The organism is Amycolatopsis oliviviridis (genome assembly GCF_014654365.1).
Taxonomy (GTDB): Bacteria; Actinomycetota; Actinomycetes; order Mycobacteriales; family Pseudonocardiaceae; genus Amycolatopsis; species Amycolatopsis oliviviridis.
Genome location: NZ_BNAY01000002.1, coordinates 64,554 through 78,617, shown reverse-complemented (window position 1 = coordinate 78,617; position 14,064 = coordinate 64,554). Strand labels below are relative to the sequence as shown.

The following is a 14,064-nucleotide window of genomic DNA, read 5'->3' as shown; positions in this document are numbered from 1 at the left end:
GCCATCTTTGGATTCGCGATGACCAGCCAAGATCGAGTACCCTTGCTGTTAATAGTTCCACTGACGTCGTATATGCTCGGCACTCGGCATGCAATGCACGCCCATGCAATAATGGGGATTGCAAAGTATATTCGGACGCACTTGAGTATGCGCGTGCCTGGAGGCCTCAATTGGGAGGATTGGGTGATCGAGAAGAGGAGAGTGGAGACGATTAAACTATTTGAATGGGGAAATCCTAATATGCTAATATTTCCCGGAGCTGGGGCGCTCGCCCTGATTGTGCTGATCGCGTGGCCGTTTGTGTCGAATAAATGGACTCAGCAAGCCGTATTGGTGTCAGTTCTTGAAACGTTGGCATGGGTGCTGGGTCTTGCGCTCACGGCAGTCTGTGTGCGGACACTATGGAGGTCCAGTCCATATCGTTTAACAGTCCGGAAATAACCATGTGCACTGGGCGGAGCCGGTTTCGTCAGGCCGACCGAGATGATGTGCTGTGGCCGACCGTACGGCTCAGTGCAGGTTGATCTCGATTCGGTGCTTCGTGAGCATGTCCAGGAGGTATTCGAGGGTGATCGCCGGGCCCGGCCGCCGCCGGTCGTTGCCGGCGACCAGGTGCTCGCGGGCGATGGCCGAGTTATGCCACGCCAGGCGAAACGGGGTCTGTGCGCCGAAATCTCCGCGGAGGCAGTCTTCCAGAGCGTCGAGGTTCCAGCCGAAGTACCCGCCTGGGCCGTTGATCGCCTCACCGATCGCGCAGTAGAACCCCTCGATGTCGGTCACGAACCGGCCGTCGAGATCGTAGGTGGTCCCGGGTTGCCCGTCGGGTGCGCTGAGGCTGTGTCCGAGCGCCACTCCCGCCCATCGATGCCGCAGCTCTCTGTCGTAGCCGGCCCACAGGTTCCGCCGGGACGGTCGTCCGGTGCGCCAATGCTCCAGGATGTCGAGGATTCCCGTCGGCAACGGCTCCCTCGCGCCCATGTCGACGGTCACGTCCAGGAGTCCGGCGCCGAGCCGCGACGGACCGGCGGCGTTGACCGTTCCGGACACCACAGCGTCGATCACCCGGCCGGCGGATCCATCGGTGGCGACAGCGTGGACCTCGCCGCGGATCCGGCGGCGGCGTAGGCCGGCCTTGGACGACTGTCCCAGCGCGTCGAGTGCGGCCAGTAACGCGGGTTCCGGTCGGCAACCGAGGAGCCTGACTCGCTGCACTGGTGCTGTCAGCCGGTCCGCGGGGGCGTCGGCGAACAGTCCCTCGATTTCCGCGCACAGCGCCAACGGGACGTCGTCAGAAGAATCGGCGCCGATGTCGCCACAGAGCAACCAGCGCGGGCCGACCGGATACTCCCATGACCACCGCTGCTGCTCCCGCCGAAGACCGGCACCAGGATTGACCACCACCCCGACGACACTATCCGCAGAGAAAGCCGCGACGGGCCTGAGCCCCGCGATGGAGTCGTTGGTCTGTGCCGCCGTCGCGTCCACAAGTCGGCACGAGAGCGCGTTCGGTGCGGGGGGAGGGGTTGCTCGGCGCGGATCACGATGATCCCGCCGCGGACGGCGCTTTTCAGCGCAGCTTGTCGACCGACGCGATCCGTTCCCAGTGGGCGCCGAGCGCGTTGAGCAGCGCCGCCGTGTCGACGTCGCCGGCGACGCTGTCGTCGCCCAGTAGTGCCTTGTCCAGCTTGCGGGCGCGGCGATTCACCTGGCTCAGGACCGTCTTGCCCTCGTCGGTGAGTGACAGGAGTTTGCGCCGGGCGTCGTGGGGGGACTCGACGCGCTGGATCAGGCCCCGCCGTTCGAGCCGGCGGCACAGGTCCGCCATCGTCGAGGTGTCGAGCGCGACGGCGCCCGCCAGGGAGCTCTGGTCGCTGCCGGGGTAGGCGCGAACCGCGGACAGGACCGCGAACTGCGGGCCGGTCAGGACCGGGTCCACGTGCCGGTTCCAGGCGGCGAGGTAGGCCTGGTACAGCCGCCGGGCGCCGTAGCCGGGGGCCGCCAGCAGATCCGAGGGCGGCGCGGGCGTGACCGCCGCCGCGTCGTCCCTGCCTCGGCCCGTGCGCGCCGGTTCACCCATCGCCTTCTCCTTGTCGGCTCCACCCGCTGCCCGGGCCCCCGGGGTGATCCTACGTGTCCGGACGGTCGCTCACGGGCAGGCCGCCGAGACCTGTCCTCGGTGACCTCTTGCGTATCCGGATAGTACGTGTTCGGATGAAGGCCCCCTCGGGGACGGCGAGAGAGCGGATCCGGGCCCAACTCTTGCGTGTCCGGATAGTACGTGCTCGGATTAGTGTGGAGGTGTTCGACGATGGACCAGAACCTGTTCAACGACATCTGCTTGCGCCAGCTGACGTTTTCGGGAGTGCACGAGGGCGAGACCGTGGTGGTGCTGACCCGCGGTGGCGAGCGGGCGGAGTACGCCGACGCTTTCCTGTGGGCCGCCCAGCAGCTGGGCGCCTCGGCCTATCACATGCGGCTGCCCTCGCCGTCCAGCGCGGCGGGCGCGTGGGCGGTGGGCGACTCGGGGCTCGGGAACATCCCGTTGGCGGTCGAGGCGCTCAAGAGCGTGGACATGGTGGTCGACTGCACGTTCCTGTTGTTCAGCAAGGAACAGTTCGCGATCCAGGACGCGGGCACCCGGATCCTCACCGCCGTCGAGCCGCCCGAACTGCTGGCCAGGCTCATGCCGACGAAGGAGCTGCGCGAGCGGGTGGAGATCGGGGCCGAGCTGCTGGCCAAGGCCGGCACGATGCGGATCACCAGTCCGGCGGGCACCGACGTCACCTATCAGCTCGGCGTGTACCCGACGCTGTCCGAATACGGCTACACCGACACCCCCGGCCGCTGGGACCACTGGCCGGCGGCGTTCGTGTTCACCGGCGGCGCCGATGACGGTGTCGACGGGAAGATCGTGCTTTCGCCCGGAGACGTGTTGCTGCCGTTCAACACCTACGTGCAGACCCCGGTGGAGATCACCATCGAGCAGGGCTTCATCCGCGACATCCGCGGCGGCGCCGGAACGTCCGGATTGGACGCGGATCTGCTGCGCTCCTACATCGAAAGCTTCGAAGACCCCCGCGGTTACGGCATGAGCCACGTGGGCTGGGGACTCGACGAGCGCGCGCACTGGCACGGCCTGACCCAGTTCCCCGGCGGGATGGGCATGGAACTGCGGAGCTTCTACGGCAACGTGATGTTCTCCATCGGCCCCAACAACGAACTCGGCGGGCCGAACGACACGCCCTGCCACTTCGACATCCCGATGCGCGGCAATTCCCTGTACCTGGACGACGAACTGATCGTCGACAACGGTGAGCTGACCGTGGCCGACATGCGCCCGGCGGCCCGCCGATGAGCGCCGCCGTGGCCGATCACCACATCGGGATGATCGTCCCCAGCTCGAACCTCACGATGGAGACCGAGCTGCCGCGGATGCTGCGCGCCAGGGAGGAGACCGAGCCGGGGGACCGGTTCGTCTTCCATTCCGCGCGGGCCCGGATGCGGCACGTCGAACCGGAACAGCTGCGGGCGATGAACGCCCAGGCCGGCCGGGCGGCGGCCGAACTCGCCGACGCGCGGCCGGACGTGGTCGCCACCGCGTGCCTGGTGGCGATCATGGCCCAGGGGCCGGGCTACCACTGCACCGCCGAGGACGACATCACCCGTGTCCTGCGCGAGGAAGGCTGCGAGTCGCCGGTCGTGTCCAGCGCCGGTGCGCTGCTGTCCGGTCTCGACGCGCTGAAAGCCCGCAAGGTCGCGATCATCACGCCGTACATGAAGCCGTTGACCAAGGCGGTGGCGGACTACATCGAGGACGCCGGTTTCGAAGTCGCCGACGCGCTTTCCCTTGAGGTGCCGGACAATCTCGCCGTCGCCCGGCTGGACCCCGCCGGGTTGCGGGAGCACCACCGGAAGCTGAACCTGTCCGATGTGGACGTACTGGTGCTTTCCGCGTGTGTCCAGATGCCGTCGCTGTCCGCGATCCAGCCGGTGGAGGACGAGGTCGGGATCCCGGTCCTGTCGGCGGCGACCGCCACGACGTTCCGGGTCCTGTCGGAACTCGGCGTCGAGCCGACGGTGCCCGGTGCCGGGAGCCTGCTCAACGGTGCGAAAGCTTTGACGAAGACGGGAGGCGGGCATGGCCGCGAGTCAGTCGTTTGAGGTCGTTGTCGTCGGGGGCGGGCTCGGTGGGCTCTGCGCGGCGTTGTCGCTGCGGCAGCGCGGCCTGCGCGTCACCGTGGTCGAGGCGGCACCGGAACTGGGCGAGATCGGCGCCGGGATCCAGACCGCGCCCAACGCCAGCCGGATCCTCATCGGACTCGGGCTGCGCGCCGATCTGGAGCGGGTGCGGACGGAGCCGCAGGACCAGGTCCGCCGCCGCTGGGCCGACGGCGGCATCATCGCCCAGCTCCCGCTGGGCAGGCGGGTGACCGACCAGTACGGCGCACCCTACTGGCACTACCACCGCGCCGACCTGCACCGAGTCCTGCTCGACGCCTGCCTCGACCCCGACGGCGCCGGTCCGGTGGTGCGCGTGGCGACCGGCGCGCGGGTGGTCGAGCTCGACCGGACGGTGGCGGACCGGCCCGCCGTGATCACCGCGGACGGGCGCCGGTTCACCGGCGACGTCGTGGTCGGAGCGGACGGCATCCGGTCCTCGGTGCGCGATCTCGCCGGATTCGACGACACGCTCGCGTTCTCCGGCGAGATGGCCTACCGGGCCCTGATCTCCGGCGACCTGATCGCGCAGGACCCCGCCACCCGCTTCCTGGCCGACCGGTACCACTCCACGATCTGGTACGGCCCCAACAAACACCTGGTGCACTACATGATCCGCGGCGGGGAGTACCTCAACGTGGTCGCGATCGTACCGTGCACCGAAGCGGTCGCCAGGGACTGGAGCGGCCCCGCCACCGCCGCCGAACTCGCCGCCGAGTACCACGACTGGGACGATCGGGTCCCGACCATGCTGGCCAAGGCGAAGGACGAGGACGTCTCGGTGTGGGCGATGTACCGTCGGCGCCGTGATCCGGTGTGGGTGGACGGCCGGGTCGCCCTGCTCGGCGACGCGTGCCACGCGATGCTGCCTTACCAGGCGCAAGGCGCGTCCCAGGCGATGGAGGACGCGGCCGTACTGGCCGAGGAGCTGGGCCGCGTCACGCGCGACGGGATCGACGGGGCCCTGGTCCGCTACGTCGACCGGCGCGCCAAGCACGCCGGCATGGTCCAGGACGCCTCGTTGCAGAACATGGACTTCTACCACCTGCCCGACGGTCCCGAGCAGCGCGAACGGGACGAGAAGCTGCGGCGCTTCGACGGCGAATCCGACGTGTCCTACGACTGGCTGTGGAACGGCAGCCCGCTCACCGACCCCGACACCGAGTCCATCCACTACCAGTTCGCCCGCTGAGGCGCGCTGGTCGGCAAATCGCAACGGAGCGGTTCATGCGTACTGGTGATCAGATCGTCCAGGACCTGCCCTGGCGTTGGAGCGTGCAGGGAAAGATCTTCCTCATCGGCGGGCTGGGCTACATGTTCGACGCCTGGGACGTCGCGTTGAACGGGTTCCTCACCCCGCTGGTCGGGACGGAATTCGGGTTGTCCGCCGGGACGAAAGGCCTGGTGGCGACCGCGAACCTGATCGGCATGGCCGTGGGCGCGGTCGTCTGGGGCACGATCGCGGACCGGATCGGCCGCAAGCGGGCGTTCAGCGTCACGCTCCTGCTGTTCGCGTTGTTCTCCGTGCTCGGGGCGCTCGCGCCGAACGTGGAGATCTTCCTGGCGCTGCGCTTCCTGGCCGGCATCGGGCTCGGCGGTTGCATCCCGGTCGACTACGCGATCGTCAGCGAGTTCTCCCCGCGCCGCCATCGCGGCCGGGTCCTGTCGGCGATGGACGGCTGGTGGCCCGTCGGGACGACGCTGGCCGCCGTCACCGCGACGCTGCTGCTCCCGGTCCAGGGGAACTGGCGCTGGATGCTGGTGCTGATGATCCTGCCCGCGCTGCTGCTGTTCTGGGTGCGGCGCGGCGTGCCGGAATCACCGCTGTACCTGGTCCGCAAGGGCCGCGAGGCCGAGGCCCGCGCCGTGATCGACGACCTCGTCCGTCGCACGGGGACGACACCGGAGCCGTATTCGATCCCGCCCGCGGTGGTGGAGGACACCCGCGGCGGCGCGATCGCGGCGGCGTTCGACCAGCTGCGCCGGGTGTGGGCGTACAACCCGCGGATCACCGCGGTGGCGTGGTCGCTGTTCATCAGCGTCATGCTGGTCTACTACGCCGCGCTCAGCTGGATGCCGTCCATCCTGAAGGCACAGGGATTGAGCGAGATCGCCGCCTTCGCCTCGACCGCGTTGATGAACGCGCTCGGCATCGTCGGCGTCGCGGTGGCCGTGCTCCTGGTCGACAAGGTGGGCCGCAAGCGGATCATCGCCGTGGCCGGGCCGCTCACCGCGCTGTCCCTGGTCGTCTTCTCGCTGCTCCTGGACTCGCCCACGGCGGCGGTCGTGGCGATCGGCGCGTTCGGCCTGTTCGCGCTCTGCGTCATCCCGGTGATGTACGCCTACGTCTCCGAGCTCTACCCGACCGAACTCCGCGCCTCGGGCTTCGGCTGGGCGTCGTCGTCGAGCCGGGCGATCACCGGTTTCGCGCCGTTGCTGTTCGGCAGCGTCCTGTGGCCGGTGCTGGGGTTGCCGCTGACCTTCACCGTGCTGGGTGTGCTCGTGGTGGCCGCGGTCGCGTTCATGATGATGGGCGCGCCGGAGACCCGCGGCCGCGAGCTGGACCGGATCGTCGAGACGGCCGAACCCGTGACCGAGACGCCTCCCGCCACGAGGTCCGCTCTGTGAAGCCCGCCGCGTTCCGCTACCACCGGGCCCACGACGTCACCGACGCCGTCGGTCTGCTCGGCGAGCTCGCCGCCGCGGGCGAGGATCCGAAACTCATCGCCGGCGGCCAGAGCCTGATGCCGATGATGAACTTCCGGCTCGCCCGGCCGACGGCGCTGGTCGATCTGGGCCCGCTGCGCCGCGAACCTGCGCTGAACTCCTTGCGGCCCAACGGTTCCGGGCTCACGATCGGCGCGATGGTCACTCATCGGACGGTGGAGATCTCCGAGCTGGGACCGGATTTCTCCGTGCTCTCCCGCGCGATGCGGTGGGTGGGGCATCTGCCGATCCGGTCCCGCGGCACGGTGGCGGGCAGCATCGTCCACGGCGACGCGACCGCGGAATGGTGCCTGCTCGCGCTGCTGCTCGACGCGGTGATCGTCGCGGAAGGCCCGGGCGGGCCGCGGGAGATCCCGGCCGCGGAGATGTTCCACGGCTTCTACACCACGGCCGTCGAACCGGACGAAGTCGTGACGGCCGTGAGCTTCACCCGCCCGGCGCCGAAGGCCGCATTGACCGAGTTCGCGCGCCGTCACGGCGACTTCGCGATCGTGGACGCCGCGGTCAGTCTCGACGCCGATGGTGGGGGACGGGTCGTGCTCGGCGGTGTCGCACCCGCGCCCGTCCGGGTGCCCGAGGCCGAGGCCGTGCTCGCCGGTGGCGTCCCCGGACCGGCTCTGTTCGCCGAGTGCGGGGACGCCGCGGCGGCGGCCATCGATCCGCCCGACGACGCGGCGGGCAGCGCAGCCTACCGACGGCGCCTGGCGCGCACCCTCGTCACCCAGGCATTGCACGAGGCCTGGGAGAAAGGAGAAACGCGATGACCCCGCGGTTCGACGGGCGCGACGGCCGCTGGGTCGGGGCGTCGGTGCCTCGGCGCGAAGACCCCCGCTTTCTCACCGGTCGGGGCCGGTTCGTCGACGACATCCAGCTGCCCGGCCTGCTGCACGCGGCGTTCGTCCGCTCGACGGTCGCGCACGGCACGATCACCGGGATCGACCTGTCGGCCACTTTGGCGGTCGAAGGGGTCGTCGCCGCGTTCACGGCGGCCGACCTGGAACTCGGTGACATCGTCGCGCTGCTCGACCGCCCGCCCGAGGAGTTCTCGCCGACCGCGATGCCGATCCTCGCCCGGGAGAAGGTGCGGTTCACCGGGGAGCCGGTGGCATTGGTCGTCGCGCGCGATCCGTACAGCGCCGAGGACGGCGTCGAGGCCGCGATGGTGGACTACGAGCCGCTCGGGGCGATCGTCTCCGAGGAGACCGCGTTCGCCGAGGACGCGCCGCTCGTGCACGACGAAGCGCCGGGCAACGTGCTGGTCGACGTCTCGATGTTCGACACACCGGGCGTCGACGCGGCGTTCGAGGCGGCCGGGAGCCGAGTCGTCGAAGTGATCACGAAAAGCGGGCGGCAGAACGCGCTCCCGCTGGAAACGCGGGGAGTGGTCGCGTCCTGGGACGATCGCGACGATCAGCTGCTCGTGCAGATGTGCACCCAGGTACCGCATCAGGTGCGCACGGCGATGGCCCGTTCGCTGCGGGTCGCTGAGCGCACCGTGCGGGTCACCGTCCCGGACATGGGCGGTGGTTTCGGGCAGAAATGCGTCGTCGGCCGCGAGGAGATCGCGGTCGCGGCGGCGGCGCGACGGCTGAACCGGCCGGTGAAGTGGATCGAGGACCGCCGCGAGGCACTGACGGCCGGATTCCTTGCCAGGGAACAGCGTTACCGCACCCGCGCCGCGTTCGACGAGGACGGGCGGATCACCGCGCTGGACGTCGACGTCGTCTGCGACATGGGCGCCTACTCCTGCTACCCGTTCACGGCGGGGATCGAGCCCCTGATGGCGTCGGCCGAGATGCCGAGCGTCTACCAGGTGCCCGAGTACCGGGTCCGCGCCCGCGCCATCGCGAGCAACAAGGCACCGACGGCGCCCTACCGAGGCGTCAGCCGGCCCCAGTACGTGATGGCGATCGAACGGGTCATGGAACGCGCCGCCCGGGAACTCGGGCTCGATCCGGTCGAGATCCGGCGGCGCAACGTGATCACCCAGTTCCCGTACACCGGCGTCAACGCCATCACCTACGACCCCGGCACTTACCGCGAATCGCTCGAACTCGCCGAAGCCACCATTCGCGACGAGGGGTGGTACGAGATCCGCGACCGCGCCGCCGCCGAGGGCAGGAACATCGGCATCGGCTACTGCTGTTTCTCGGAGCGGACCGGATACGGCTCGGGAGCCTTCGCCAAGCGGAAGATGGCCGTGGTCCCCGGATTCGACATCTCCGAGATCCGGATGGACACCACCGGTTCCGTCGTGGTCACCAGCGGCACGATGAACCACGGCCAGTCCCACGAGACGACGCTGGCGCAGATCGTGGCCGACCGGCTGGGGCTGCACCTCGACCAGGTCAAGCTCCGGCAGGGCGACACCGAGCGCATCGCCTACGGATGGGGGACTTTCGCGTCCCGCTCGGTGACGATCGGCGGTTCGGCCGTGGCCCTCGCGGCCGGGAAACTCGGCGAACTCCTGTGCACGATCGCCGCGCATCTGCTCGAAACGAGTCCCGGCAACGTCCGTCTCGACGGTGACGGAGGCGTCGTCCAGATCGACGACCCGGAGCGGCGCGCGTCGTTCGAGGAGATCGCCGACGTCGCCTACCTGCGCAGTCATCTGCTGCCCAAGGACGTCGAACCGACGCTGACGGCCACGGCGAGCTTCGACGTGCCAGGCGACGGCACGTTCTCCAACGCCACGCACGCGGTGGTCGTCGAGGCCGATCCCGGCACCGGCCGGATCAAGATCCTGCGCTACGCGTGCGTGGAGGACTGCGGCGTCGTGATCCATCCGCAGGTCGTCGACGGGCAGTGCCGCGGCGGGATCGCGCAAGGCATCGCCGGCGCGCTGTTCGAGGAGATCACCTACGCGGGCAACGGCGAGCCGTCGGCCGCCAGCTTCATCGACTACCTCGTCCCGACCGCCACCGAGATCCCCGACATCTCCGTCACCCACCTCGAAACGCCTTGCGCGTTCACCGAAAACGGCGCGAAGGGCGCGGGGGAGGGCGGCACCATCGGCGCGCCCGCCGCCGTGCTGAACGCGGTCAACGACGCCCTGCGCCACACGGGCGTCGAACTCGACGCCACACCGGTACATCCGCAGACCGTGCTCGCCGCCCTCGACGCGGTGAGCCACGGGGAAATGAGCATCCCGACATGAGCGACCGGCACCTGATCGTCCTGAACGTCAACGACTCCGAACACGAGGTGCTCGTCGAGCCGCGCAAGACCCTGGTCGACGTGCTGCGCCACGATCTGGGGCTCACCGGCACCCACGTCGGCTGCGAGCACGGGGTGTGCGGCGCTTGCACCGTCCTCGTCGACGGTGAACCGGTGCGGGCGTGCCTGGTGTTCGCCGTGCAGGCGGAGGACGCCGACATCCGCACGGTCGAGTCGTTGAGCCGCGAGGGCGAACTTTCCGATCTGCAGCAGGCTTTCAGCGCGCACCACGGTCTTCAGTGCGGGTTCTGCACACCCGGATTCCTGATGCTGGCCGAAGGTTTCCTCGCGCAGCGGCCGGACGCCGGCCGTGAGGAGATCCGCGAGGCGGTCTCGGCGAATCTGTGCCGCTGCACCGGTTATCAAACGATCGTGGACGCGGTCGAGGCGACGGCCGTCCGTCGTTGCCACGTCCAGGAAAAGGAGGCGACAGCGTGATCCTGGAGAACCAGCTTTCCGTCCCGGCCGATCCCGGTGCGGTCTTCGCGCTGATCAACGACGTCGAGCGGGTGGCGGGCTGCCTGCCCGGCGCGACCCTCGACGGCAAGGAGGACGACGCGTACCTCGGCCGCGTCAAGGTCAAGGTCGGCCCGATCACCGCCGCCTACTCCGGCACCGTGCGCTTCACCGAGGTCACCGAGGACGAGCGCAGGCTGCGGCTGCTGGCCAGGGGAGCGGACAGCCACGGCAACGGCGACGCCGAAGCCGAGGTCACGCTGACCGTGCGCGAGGCGCCCGGCGGCGCCACCATCGAGCTCCGCACCGACCTGTCGATCCGCGGAAAGCTCGCCCAGTTCGGCAAGGGCGCGATCGGCGCCGTGTCCACCCGGCTGCTCGACCAGTTCGCGCGCAATCTCGCGGACCAGTTGCAAGCGCGACCCGGCGCGGTGAAACCCGCGTCCGCACCTGCGACGTCTGTCGTTCCCACTGCCGCTGCTCCGGAGGCCGTCGACGGGCTGGCCATGCTGCTTCCCGCGGGCGTCAAGCGCTACGGCGTCATCGCTGCCGCCGCGGCGCTCGGCCTGTTCCAGGGCTGGCTGCTGGGCCGGATCCGCAACCAGGACAAACTGATCAAGGAGTTGCAGCGTGCCCGTCGATGAGCAGTCCGGCCTGCACGGGGCCGAGACCGACAGCGTCTACGACCGGGCGGGCTTCGGCGCGGCGGTGCGCCGCGGGTCCCGCCCGGCACTGGTCGTGGTCGACCTGACCCGGGGATTCACCGAACCGGATTTCCCCAGCGGAGCCGACCTCACCGCCGAAGTGACCGCGACCGCCGCGCTGGTGGCCGAGGCCCGGCGGCACGGCTTCCCGGTGCTCTACACCGCGATCGCGTACACCCCCGCCGAGGCGGACGGCGACGCCGTCGCCTGGCTCCGGAAAGCGCCGGGGATGCGGGCGCTGCTCGAAGGAAGCGACGCCGTCGCCCTCGACCCGCGTCTCGAACGGCGCGACGGCGACCATCTCATCGTGAAGAAGGGCGCGTCGGCGTTCCACGGGACCTCGCTGGCCGCCCTCCTTTCGGGCCTGGACGTGGACACCGTTCTCGTCTGCGGCGCCACGACTTCGGGATGCGTCCGGGCGACCGCCGTCGACGCCGTCCAGTCCGGTTTCGCCACGCTCGTCGTCCGGGAAGCCTGCGGTGACCGTGCCCGGGGTCCGCACGACGCCGCGCTGTTCGACCTGCAGGCGAAGTACGCCGACGTCGTCGCTCTCGACGACGCTTTGGCGTACCTCGCGGAAGTCTCGGATCGCCGCACGCTCACCCAGCCCGCCCTGGCCGACCTCGGTGACGTGCCCGCGACCAGCTGCTGGGTGACCTCGGGTCCGGTCCGGCTGCACGTGCTCGACTACGGGCCCGCCGACGGCGTCCCGCTGCTCGTGCTGCCCGGGATCACCAGCCCGGCGATCACGATGGACTTCGTGGCGCGGAATCTCACGGATCTCGTGCGCCCGCTCGTGCTCGACGTCCGCGGCCGCGGGCTGTCCGATGACGCACCGGATCCGCTGCGCGGGTACGACCTCGCGAGCTACGCCGCCGACGTCGACGCGGTCGTGGCCGGACTCGGCCTGCGCGACCCGATCCTGCTCGGGCACTCCATGGGCGCGCGGATCGCCGCGCTCGCCGCGGTCACCGGTCGCCTGTCCCTGCGCGGTACGGTGCTGGTCGACCCGCCGTTGAGCGGGCCCGGACGAGGGCCGTACCCGACCACTCTCGACGCTTTCCTCGGGCAGCTCGGCCAAGCCCGCCGGGGGACCGACGCCGACGAGGTGGCCCGCTCGTGGCCGCGATGGCCGCGCCGGGAACAGGAATTGCGCGCCCGCTGGCTGTCCTCGTGCTCCCGTAGTGCGATCGCCGCGACCCACGCCGGGTTCGAAGCCGAAGACTTCTTCGACGACTGGCCGAAGGTGCCCGCGCCGACGTTCTTCCTGTACGGCGGCGCGAGCCCGGTCGTCACCGCCGCCGGTGCGGCCGAAGCCGCCGAGCGCAATCCGTCGGCTGAATGCGTCGAGGTCCCGGACGCCGGGCACATGGTCTTCTGGGACCGGCCGGACGAAGGCCTGGCGGCCCTGCGTGAGGCGTTGGGGAAGCTGCTGTCGGCGAACGGCTAGGCGAGGTCGGCCGGGGTGGTCGTGAGTGGTAAGTGTCGTTAGAACGGCACTTACCACTCACGACCCCCTGGACCGATCGACTAGGCGAGTCACAGCGGTGGGCGAAACCCCCAGGCCTGCCGCCCGAGTGGTCACCAGTCGATCGGCACCGCGACCGGGCCCTGGAGGGTCAGGAACATCCGACGCCACGCGAGTTCCTCGAAGGGCACCGCGAGGCGTAGTTCCGGAGCGGCGGCCAGCAGCGCGGTGACCGCGGTCCGCAGTTGCAGCCGGGCCAGTGCCGCTCCGAGGCAGTGGTGCGGTCCATGGCCGAACGTGAGATGTCCTTGTGTGCGAAGGGGATCTGTCCGCGCCGGTGCGGGAAACCGGCGTGCGTCGTGGTTTCCCGCGCGCAGGGGAGCGAGGACGAACTCGCCCGCGCGGATCGGCACCCCGCCGACGTCGGCGTCCTCGATCGCCACCCGGCCCTGGTCGGCGGCGGAACCTTGGTCCTGGCGCAGGAATTCCTCGATCAGCGCGGGTGTCGTGGCGGGATCGCGGGGCAGCTCCGGATCGGCCGCGAGCCGCAGCACGATCTGGGCCAGGGCGTTCGCGGGCGGGACGTATCCGCCGAGAAGGATCGCGAAGGCGAGCTGGGTGACCTCGTCCGGCCTGAGCGCGTCGCCGTCGTCGCCGCGGGCCTGGAGCAATCCGGTCAGCAGGTCTTCGCCGGGCGCGCGGCGCTTCGCCTCGACCAGGTCCGCGAGGTAGTCACCCAGCTTCCGGGCGGCTTCGGTCATCTCCTCGTAGCTCGGCGCGGTGAACACCGCGAGCATGCCGTCCGCCCACGCCCGCAGATCGTCGCGTGCCGACGGCGGGACGCCGAGGAGCTCGTTCAGCACCGAGAGGGCGAACGGGATCGCGTACCCGTCGAGGATCTCCGCCGGTGGACCCTGGGCGATCAGCTTCGCGACCAGATCTTCCGCCAGCGCTTCCACCCGCGGCCGCAGGAACTCCACCCGCCGCGAGGTGAGCGCCTTGCCGGCGATGCGCCTGAGCCGCGCGTGGCCGGAGCCGTTCATGGTGAAGAGCAGATCGTCGGCGCCGGTCCCGGGAACACCGGGAAGCCACACGCGGAAGCGCGGATCGGCCAGCAGTGCGCGGATGTCGTCGTAGCGGGTGACGAGCCAGGCGTCCTCGCCGTTCGCGAGACGCACGCGGCCGACGGGTTCCTCGTCCTGCCTCCTGGCGAATTCGGGCGGGCAGCTCAGCGGTTCGGTCGCCGTGAACGGGTAGTCCATGTGATTCCTCCCC

The 14,064-nt window shown here is 69.9% G+C and carries 12 protein-coding genes; 9 read left to right on the top strand and 3 right to left on the bottom strand.

Annotation, left to right across the window (positions count from 1 at the left end):
- Positions 1-510: 510 nt before the first annotated feature.
- Both IE302_RS07850 and IE302_RS07845 read right to left on the bottom strand, forming a co-directional pair.
- Positions 511-1,401, bottom strand: a complete 891-nt coding sequence (locus tag IE302_RS07850) for a barstar family protein (RefSeq protein WP_191253315.1) — start codon at positions 1,399-1,401, stop codon at positions 511-513.
- Positions 1,402-1,567: 166 nt separating this feature from the next.
- Positions 1,568-2,077, bottom strand: coding sequence for a MarR family winged helix-turn-helix transcriptional regulator (locus IE302_RS07845; protein ID WP_191253313.1), 510 nt, complete (start codon positions 2,075-2,077; stop codon positions 1,568-1,570).
- Between the two features lie 231 nt (positions 2,078-2,308).
- Here IE302_RS07845 and IE302_RS07840 point away from each other — a divergent pair, with 231 nt between their 5' ends.
- From IE302_RS07840 to IE302_RS43165, 9 genes are read left to right on the top strand one after another with little or no spacing between them, the layout of a single operon-like run.
- Positions 2,309-3,355: a 2,5-dihydroxypyridine 5,6-dioxygenase NicX family protein gene (locus IE302_RS07840; protein WP_191253312.1), complete on the top strand. Its 1,047-nt coding sequence runs from the start codon at positions 2,309-2,311 to the stop codon at positions 3,353-3,355.
- A gap of 8 nt (positions 3,356-3,363) precedes the next feature.
- Positions 3,364-4,161, top strand: a complete 798-nt coding sequence (locus IE302_RS07835) for a maleate cis-trans isomerase family protein (protein ID WP_308436859.1) — start codon at positions 3,364-3,366, stop codon at positions 4,159-4,161.
- A complete protein-coding gene (locus IE302_RS07830; protein WP_191253308.1) occupies positions 4,139-5,410 on the top strand; it encodes an FAD-dependent monooxygenase in 1,272 nt (423 codons plus the stop codon). Before IE302_RS07835 ends, IE302_RS07830 begins: the two co-directional genes overlap by 23 nt.
- Before the next feature lie 35 nt (positions 5,411-5,445).
- Positions 5,446-6,846: an MFS transporter gene (locus IE302_RS07825; RefSeq protein WP_191253306.1), complete on the top strand. Its 1,401-nt coding sequence runs from the start codon at positions 5,446-5,448 to the stop codon at positions 6,844-6,846.
- A complete protein-coding gene (locus IE302_RS07820; protein ID WP_191253305.1) occupies positions 6,843-7,709 on the top strand; it encodes an FAD binding domain-containing protein in 867 nt (288 codons plus the stop codon). Before IE302_RS07825 ends, IE302_RS07820 begins: the two co-directional genes overlap by 4 nt.
- On the top strand, positions 7,706-10,102 hold the full coding sequence (locus tag IE302_RS07815; RefSeq protein WP_191253304.1) for a xanthine dehydrogenase family protein molybdopterin-binding subunit: 2,397 nt from the start codon (positions 7,706-7,708) through the stop codon (positions 10,100-10,102). Before IE302_RS07820 ends, IE302_RS07815 begins: the two co-directional genes overlap by 4 nt.
- The gene (locus IE302_RS07810; protein ID WP_191253303.1) at positions 10,099-10,599 is read left to right on the top strand and encodes a (2Fe-2S)-binding protein; all 501 of its coding nucleotides are present in this window, start codon (positions 10,099-10,101) and stop codon (positions 10,597-10,599) included. The genes IE302_RS07815 and IE302_RS07810 overlap by 4 nt, the downstream gene beginning before the upstream one ends.
- The gene (locus tag IE302_RS07805; RefSeq protein WP_191253302.1) at positions 10,596-11,261 is read left to right on the top strand and encodes an SRPBCC family protein; all 666 of its coding nucleotides are present in this window, start codon (positions 10,596-10,598) and stop codon (positions 11,259-11,261) included. Before IE302_RS07810 ends, IE302_RS07805 begins: the two co-directional genes overlap by 4 nt.
- Positions 11,248-12,771, top strand: a complete 1,524-nt coding sequence (locus tag IE302_RS43165) for an isochorismatase family protein (protein ID WP_191253301.1) — start codon at positions 11,248-11,250, stop codon at positions 12,769-12,771. The genes IE302_RS07805 and IE302_RS43165 overlap by 14 nt, the downstream gene beginning before the upstream one ends.
- 131 nt (positions 12,772-12,902) lie before the next feature.
- Here IE302_RS43165 and IE302_RS07795 read toward each other — a convergent pair whose 3' ends face one another.
- On the bottom strand, positions 12,903-14,051 hold the full coding sequence (locus IE302_RS07795) for a cytochrome P450 (protein WP_191253300.1): 1,149 nt from the start codon (positions 14,049-14,051) through the stop codon (positions 12,903-12,905).
- Positions 14,052-14,064 lie beyond the last annotated feature (13 nt).